The organism is Albidovulum sp., from assembly GCF_041919395.1.
GTDB lineage: Bacteria > Pseudomonadota > Alphaproteobacteria > Rhodobacterales > Rhodobacteraceae > Albidovulum.
The window spans coordinates 1-6,661 of the sequence record NZ_JAYRTX010000133.1; the positions used below are offsets into that span (position 1 = coordinate 1).

7 protein-coding genes and 1 pseudogene are annotated in these 6,661 nt (G+C 68.8%); 1 reads left to right on the forward strand and 7 read right to left on the reverse strand.

All coding sequences use genetic code 11. The features are described 5' to 3' along the window. Nucleotides 1–267: 267 nt before the first annotated feature. The 7 genes from ACMUOO_RS15970 to ACMUOO_RS16000 form a co-directional block, all read right to left on the reverse strand. Nucleotides 268–954, reverse strand: a complete 687-nt coding sequence (locus tag ACMUOO_RS15970) for a M48 family metallopeptidase (protein ID WP_301918010.1) — start codon at nt 952–954, stop codon at nt 268–270. A 42-nt stretch (nt 955–996) separates the two neighbouring features. Further along, nucleotides 997–2,205: an MFS transporter gene (locus tag ACMUOO_RS15975; RefSeq protein ID WP_301918011.1), complete on the reverse strand. Its 1,209-nt coding sequence runs from the start codon at nt 2,203–2,205 to the stop codon at nt 997–999. A 60-nt stretch (nt 2,206–2,265) separates the two neighbouring features. Continuing rightward, nucleotides 2,266–3,447, reverse strand: a complete 1,182-nt coding sequence (locus tag ACMUOO_RS15980; protein WP_301918012.1) for a vWA domain-containing protein — start codon at nt 3,445–3,447, stop codon at nt 2,266–2,268. 5 nt (nt 3,448–3,452) lie between these two features. After that, nucleotides 3,453–3,617, reverse strand: a complete 165-nt coding sequence (locus ACMUOO_RS15985; protein WP_301918013.1) for a hypothetical protein — start codon at nt 3,615–3,617, stop codon at nt 3,453–3,455. A gap of 28 nt (nt 3,618–3,645) precedes the next feature. Then, the gene (locus tag ACMUOO_RS15990; RefSeq protein WP_301918014.1) at nt 3,646–5,007 is read right to left on the reverse strand and encodes a DUF2927 domain-containing protein; all 1,362 of its coding nucleotides are present in this window, start codon (nt 5,005–5,007) and stop codon (nt 3,646–3,648) included. 4 nt (nt 5,008–5,011) lie between these two features. Then, complete coding sequence (locus ACMUOO_RS15995; protein WP_301918015.1) at nt 5,012–5,467, reverse strand: GNAT family N-acetyltransferase; 456 nt, start codon at nt 5,465–5,467, stop codon at nt 5,012–5,014. Nucleotides 5,468–5,553: 86 nt separating this feature from the next. Then, entirely contained in the window at nt 5,554–6,393 is an 840-nt protein-coding gene (locus tag ACMUOO_RS16000; protein WP_301918016.1) for an AAA family ATPase, read from the reverse strand. Nucleotides 6,394–6,522: 129 nt separating this feature from the next. Here ACMUOO_RS16000 and ACMUOO_RS16005 point away from each other — a divergent pair. Continuing rightward, nucleotides 6,523–6,661: pseudogene (locus ACMUOO_RS16005) on the forward strand (RNA polymerase-binding protein DksA); the annotation flags it as partial.

Below are 6,661 nucleotides of genomic sequence, written 5' to 3' on the forward strand. Positions count from 1 at the left end.
GGCGCGAGGACCCGGACCGGTTCCTGCTTGCCCTCTGGCAGGGCGCGCCCGGGACAGTGGCGGGCGTGGTGGAAACCGTGCGGGCGGAGGCTGAGCGCCTCTCGGGCGAGGCGCAACCCCTGCGGCCTTTGCTGAAGCGGGCGAAGCTGCCGCGTCTCGGCAAGGCCCTGGCCGGGTAGGCGGGGCCGCGGGTGGGGGCGCTGCCCCCATGCCCCCGGAGTATTTCGGCCACAATGAAAGTCGGGCCGCGGCCTGGGCTGCGCCCGTTCAGCCGGAGAGACCCCACTTCCGCTCGTTCGCCTCGATCGCGGCGATGCGGTCTTCGGTCCTCGGATGGCTCAGAAGCCAGGCAGGCGCGGCGCCGGCCTGCCCGGTGAGCCGGCCGAGCTTGGCGAAAAGCGACTTCTGCGGGGCGGCGCCGATCCCCGCCTTGATCAGCAGCGCCGTGGCCCATTCGTCGGCCTCGTACTCGTCGCGCCGGCTGAGCCGTGCCGCGACGAGCGATGTCAGAAGGTTCGCGAGCCAGACGCCGATGCCCGGCAGCAGCCGGCCGAGCAGCGTGGCGAGCATCACCCGGATCGCGTTCTGCCCGGTGAAGTCGATCATCCGCCGCCGGGAATGGCCGAGCGCCACATGGCCGAGTTCATGGGCGATGACGCTGCCCAGTTCCTCCGCCGTCACCTCGCCCGCGCGGAACCTGTCGAGAAAGCCGCGGGTGAGGAAGATGCGGCCGTCCGGCGCCGCAAGGCCGTTCACCGGCGCCACCTCGTAGACGCGGACCGGTACGCGCGCGACTCCGAGCGCGCGGGCGAGCCGTTCCGTGACGGCACCGAGCGCGGGGTCGCGAAGCTCCGTCGAGTTGGCGTCAAGTTCCTTCGCCGTCCGCCAGGCCGAGAAGCGCCAGAGGACGACGGCATAGAGAAGCGCGAGGAGGATCGGCGTCAGCTTCAGCATGGCGTGAATATGGGGTGGACTGTATCGCCGGAAAAGGCGGCCTCAGCCGAAGGCCCTCAGGCTGCGCCGCGAGGGCAGGAGGACGGTCAGGAGGCCCATCGCCGGAAGCCAGGCGCAGATGCGGTAGACGAGGTCGATCCCGTACTGGTCGGCCATGACCCCGAGCACCGCGGCGGATATTCCGCCCATGCCGAAGGCGAAACCGAAGAAGATGCCCGCGACCATGCCCACGCGACCCGGCACGAGTTCCTGCGCGAAGACGACGATCGCGGGGAAGGCCGAGGCAAGGACGAGCCCGATGATCACCGACAGGACGCCCGTCCAGAAAAGGTCGGCGTAGGGCAGGGCAAGCGTGAAGGGCAGCACGCCGAGGATCGAGATCCAGATCACCGGCAGTGCGCCGAAGCGGTCGCCGACCGGCCCGCCAAGGATCGTGCCCGCCGCCATCGCGGCGAGGAAGAGGAAGAGCATCATCTGCGACTGCTGGGTGGTCAGTTCGAAGGTCTCGATCAGGTAGAAGGTATAATAGCTGGAGATCGAGGCGGTGTAGATGTTCTTCGAGAAGGTGAGAAAGGCCAGCACCACGAGCGCCGTGACGACCCGCCCGCGCGGAAGCGGCAGCGTCCTGTCGGCCGCCTTGCGTCCGCGCGCGACCGTCAGCGCGGCGCCATACCAGCGGCTGACATGGGTCAGGATGAGGATGCCGAGCGCCGCGATGAGGCAGAAGGCCGCGACCGAGGGGCGGCCGAGCGGCACCACGATGAAGGCGGCGAGGAGCGGGCCGATGGCGGTGCCGAAGTTGCCGCCGACCTGGAAGAGCGACTGCGCCAGCCCGTAGCGGCCGCCGGACGCCATGCGCGCGACCCGGCTTGCCTCGGGGTGGAACACTGCCGATCCGATGCCGATGAATGCCGCGCCGAGGAGCAGGAGCGGGTAGGTCGGCGCGAAGGCGAGCAGGATGAGCCCGCAGAAGGTCGATCCCATGCCGACGGGCAGCGATTTCGGCAGCGGCCTGCGGTCGGTGAAGATGCCCACCACCGGCTGCAGGAGCGAGGCCGTGACCTGGAAGCACAGCGTCAGAAGCCCGATCTGCCCGTAGTCGAGCGCGAAGTCCTCCTTCAGCATCGGGTAGATGGCCGACAGCAGCGACTGCATGATGTCGTTCAGCATGTGGCAAAGGCCGATCGCCACGAGGATGGCGAAGGCGGTCTGCTGCACGGGCGGGGCCGGCGTCTGGTCGATGGTGGTCATGGCGCGTCCGTTCCGGAATGCGCGAACGCTAGGTCCGCGCTTCGGCGGAGTCCATGCCCCTCAGCCGAGCGCCTTCATCGCCCGCGCGATCCCGTCGAGCGTCAGCGGGAACATCCGGCCCTCGAAGAGGCTCCGGATCATGCCGACCGACTGGGTGTATTGCCAGTGCCGTTCCGGCAGGGGATTGAGCCAGGCGTTCGCCGGCCACTGCGCCCGCGCGCGGGCCAGCCAGACCTCCCCGGCCTCGGGGTTCCAGTGTTCGCTTGCGCCGCCGGGGTGGGCGATCTCGTAGGGCGACATCGCGGCGTCACCGACGAAGATCGCCTTGTAGTCGCCGCCGTAGGTTCTCAGCACCTCGGCCGTCGGGGTCTGTTCATCCCAGCGGCGGCGGTTGTCGCGCCAGACACCCTCGTAAAGGCAGTTGTGGAAGTAGTAGTATTCGAGATGCTTGAACTCGGCGCGAGCGGCCGAGAAGAGTTCCTCCACCACCCGGACATGCGGGTCCATGGAGCCGCCGATGTCGAGGAATAGCAGGACCTTCACCGCGTTGTGGCGCTCCGGCCGCGTCTGCACGTCGAGCCAGCCGTGCTCGGCCGTCGCCCGGATCGTGCCGGGCAGGTCGAGCTCCTCCGCCGCCCCGGTTCGCGCCCAGCGGCGGAGCCGCTTCAGCGCCACCTTGATGTTGCGGGTGCCCAGTTCCACCTGGTCGTCGAGGTTGCGGAACTCGCGCTTGTCCCAGACCTTCACGGCACGCTGGTGGCGGCTCTCCTCCTGGCCGATGCGCACCCCTTCGGGGTTGTAGCCATGTGCGCCGAAGGGCGAGGTGCCGGCGGTGCCGATCCATTTCGACCCGCCCTGGTGGCGGCCCTTCTGTTCGGCAAGGCGCTCCCTCAGCGTCTCCATCAGCTTTTCGAAGCCGCCAAGCGCCCGGATTTCGGCCTTCTCGGCCTCGCTCAGGCTGCGGTCGATCAGCTTTTCCAGCCAGTCGCGTGGCAGGTCGATTGCCTCCAGCACCTGGTCCGGGGTGATCGCCTCCAGCCCGCGGAAGGTTTCGGCGAAGGCGCGGTCGAAGCGGTCGAGGTGGCGTTCGTCCTTCACCATCGCGGTGCGGGCGAAATAGTAGAACCCGTCAACGTCGTAAGTGACGAGACCGGCGGCCATGCCTTCGAGAAACCCGAGATACTCCCGCAATGTCACCGGCACGCCGGTTTTGCGGAGGGTCTCGAAGAAGCGCAGGAACATCGCGGTCAGGTCATGCGGTGGTAGAGGATCGTTGCGAAGAGCCCGAGGATCGCGAAGAGAATCGCATGGGCCAGCGCATATTGCACCTTGTCGGCGCGATTGCCGCCGTGGCGCCCGGCGCGGACCCAGCCGAGGACGGCGCCGATCAGGATGGCGGGAAAAAGGATCACTCGGGGCCTCGTTCGGTTCGCTGTCGGTTCATCGGCGGGTCACCGGCGAAAGCGCCGCGATGTTGGCGTAGCGCGCAGTGACCTCGGTATCCGATGCGAAGCCATAGCGCGCATAGGCGAGGCTGTCGATCCGCACCGCCTGCGCCTCGGAGGCACGGCCGACGAGGTCGAGCGCCGCCGAGCGCACCATCAGGAGGCTCGCCAGAAGCGCCGCATTCTCGGCGCGGGCAGCCTGCGGCGCCGCGCGCGCCGTCAGGTCGAGCGCCCTCCGGGCGTCGCCGTCGGACAGCGCGAAGGCCGCGAGCTGCATGTCGGCATGGGCCGATTGCAGCGCGAGTTCCGGCCGCCCCGCGTAGACGTCCGCGGCCCGGGCGAAGGCCGTCCGCGACGCTGCCCGGTCATGGCCGAGCGAGAGCCGGCCGAGCGCGAGCCAGGCAAAGCCCGCGCGGGCGTCCCGCCAGCCGCGCTCCTCGGCGATGCGCACGGCGCTCGCGGCCGCGGCGCGGCGGCGCGCGCCGGAGGCACCGGGGCCGAGCGCGGTCTCGATCGCATCGATGAAGGCCCGCGGCGTCGGATCGGGCATCGGCGCGGGACCCCGTTCGCCGCGCGGGTTGATCGCCGCGAGGATGTCGGGCAGCCGTTCCACCACGGCCCCCGCGGTCATGCCCGAGTGCAGCTCGGGTGCATAGGTCGCACGCAGCATCAGCATGTCGAAGCCGGTGAGGACGGTATGGATGTTGTCGTCGTTGAAGACGGAATCGGGCAGGCGGTAGAGGTCGTTCAGGGGGCCGAGCGCCTGGGCGAGTTCCTCGTGCAGGCAGTCGCGCACCTCCTGCGGGGCAGTGTCGTTCGGCACGAAGATCGCCGCCTGGTCGCGCACCTGCAGCGTGGCCCAGTCGAGCGAGGCACGGCTCGCGCGCCTGTAGCCGTCCCATGAGGAGACACGCGGCGCGACGAAGCAGGCGGCACGCGGGACCAGCCTCTGCATCGCCTTGCGCGGCAGGAACTCCACCGTGATCTCGGCAGGCTCGTCGGGGCGTGCGGCGGCGATCGGCAGGCCCGCCTCGGCGCGGAGCCGGGCGAGGAGCCGGCCGAGGTCCTCCGCCGCCGTCGGGGGCGGTGCGCCGGTCATGCGCACACGGATCGGACCTTCGAAACGGGTGAAGACCGGCACCGTGCGCCCGCTCTCGAGGTTGAACGAGAGGTCCATGAAGTCCTGCGCCATCTCCGCGTTGGAACGCCGCGCCGGTTCGGGCACCGTCGCCCCGAAGCGCCGCATCGGCGGCAGGTCGGGCGCATCCGGGACGGCGGCATTGCGCGCGGCCGGCGGAGGGGCGCCGCAGGCGGAGAGAAGCAGCGCGGCGAGGCAGACGGTCAGGACGCGTCGCAAGGGATCATTTCCGGTTGTATTCGATGAAGGGGGTCTTCACGCCGATCCGGTCGTAGAGCCGCCGCGCGGTCGTGTTGGTCTCCTGCGTCAGCCAGTAGACCGAGGCCGCCCCCTCGGCATCTGCGGCGGCATAGACCGCCTCGATCAGCGCCCGGCCGATCCCCCGGCCGCGGTGGTCCGGGTCGGCGAAGAGGTCCTGAAGGTAGCAGGTGTCGGCAAGCGCCCAGCAGGTCCGGTGGAAGAGGAAATGGGCAAGCCCGACGGGCGTTTCGTCCACCAGCGCCAGCAGGCCGCGGAACTCCCCGTCCCGGCCGGAGAGGAGCCGGGCGAAGGTCTCGGCATAGACCTCGTCGGGCAGTTCGGTCCGGTAGAAACCGAGGTAGGCGCGCCAGAGCCGGCGCCACTCCGGCGCGTCGTCGGGCCCGATCGGGCGGATCACGAGCGTGTCTGGGCGGGCCATGCGTTCCTCTTGCGGCTGGCCGACGCTAGCCTGCCTTCGCCGCGGCTGCTACCCCGGATAAACGGCGATCCTTGCCGCGCCCGGCGTCAGCGGCGGTTGCGGGCCAGGAAGGCCAGTCGCTCGAAAAGCTGCACATCCTGTTCGTTCTTCAGAAGCGCGCCGTGCAGCTTCGGCAGCATGCTCGCCGGGTCGCGCCGGAGGTCTTCGGGCGCGAGATCCTCGGCCAGGATCAGCTTCAGCCAATCGAGCACCTCCGAGGTGGAGGGTTTCTTCTTCAACCCCGGCGTCTCGCGGATTTCGTAGAACTGCGCCAGCGCGGTAGAGAGGAGGTGCTCCTTGATGCCGGGGAAATGCACCCCGACGATTTTCTTCAGCGTCTCGGCATCGGGGAAGCGGATGTAGTGGAAGAAGCAGCGCCGCAGGAAGGCGTCCGGCAGCTCCTTCTCGTTGTTCGAGGTGATGACCACGACGGGGCGGTGGCGCGCCCGGATCGTCTCGCCGGTCTCGTAGACGAAGAACTCCATGCGGTCGAGTTCCTGCAAAAGGTCGTTCGGAAACTCGATGTCGGCCTTGTCGATCTCGTCGATCAGGAGGACGACCTTGCCCGCCGCCTCGAAGGCCTGCCAGAGCTTGCCCTTGCGGATGTAGTTCGCGACATCGTGCACCCGTTCGTCGCCGAGCTGGCTGTCCCTGAGCCGGCTGACGGCATCGTATTCGTAGAGTCCCTGCTGCGCCTTCGTCGTGGACTTGATGTGCCACTCGACGATCGGCAGCCCGAGCGCCTCGGCCACCTGGCGCGCAAGCTCGGTCTTGCCGGTCCCCGGCTCGCCCTTCACGAGGAGCGGCCGCTCCAGCGCGACTGAGGCGTTGACGGCGACGGTCAGATCCTGGGTGGCGACATAGCGATCGGTGCCGGTGAATTTCATCGTTTTTCCGGGGGGATGGCGCAGATGTTGGGGACAGTCATACCGCCGCCATCAAAATGCCGCAAGCAGAGGGTTGGGCTAGTGACATCCCTCGCGGCATCGGATATGGGAGCGCCCAAGGAGTTCCGGATGACCGAAATGATAGCGACTTCCGGTGCCGGACCAAGGAAGGGAGCGGAGATGAAACCCGAGATCTTTCTTCCCGACGATTACCGTCCGGCAGAAGATGAACCGTTCATGAACGAGCGCCAGCTCGAGTATTTCCGCC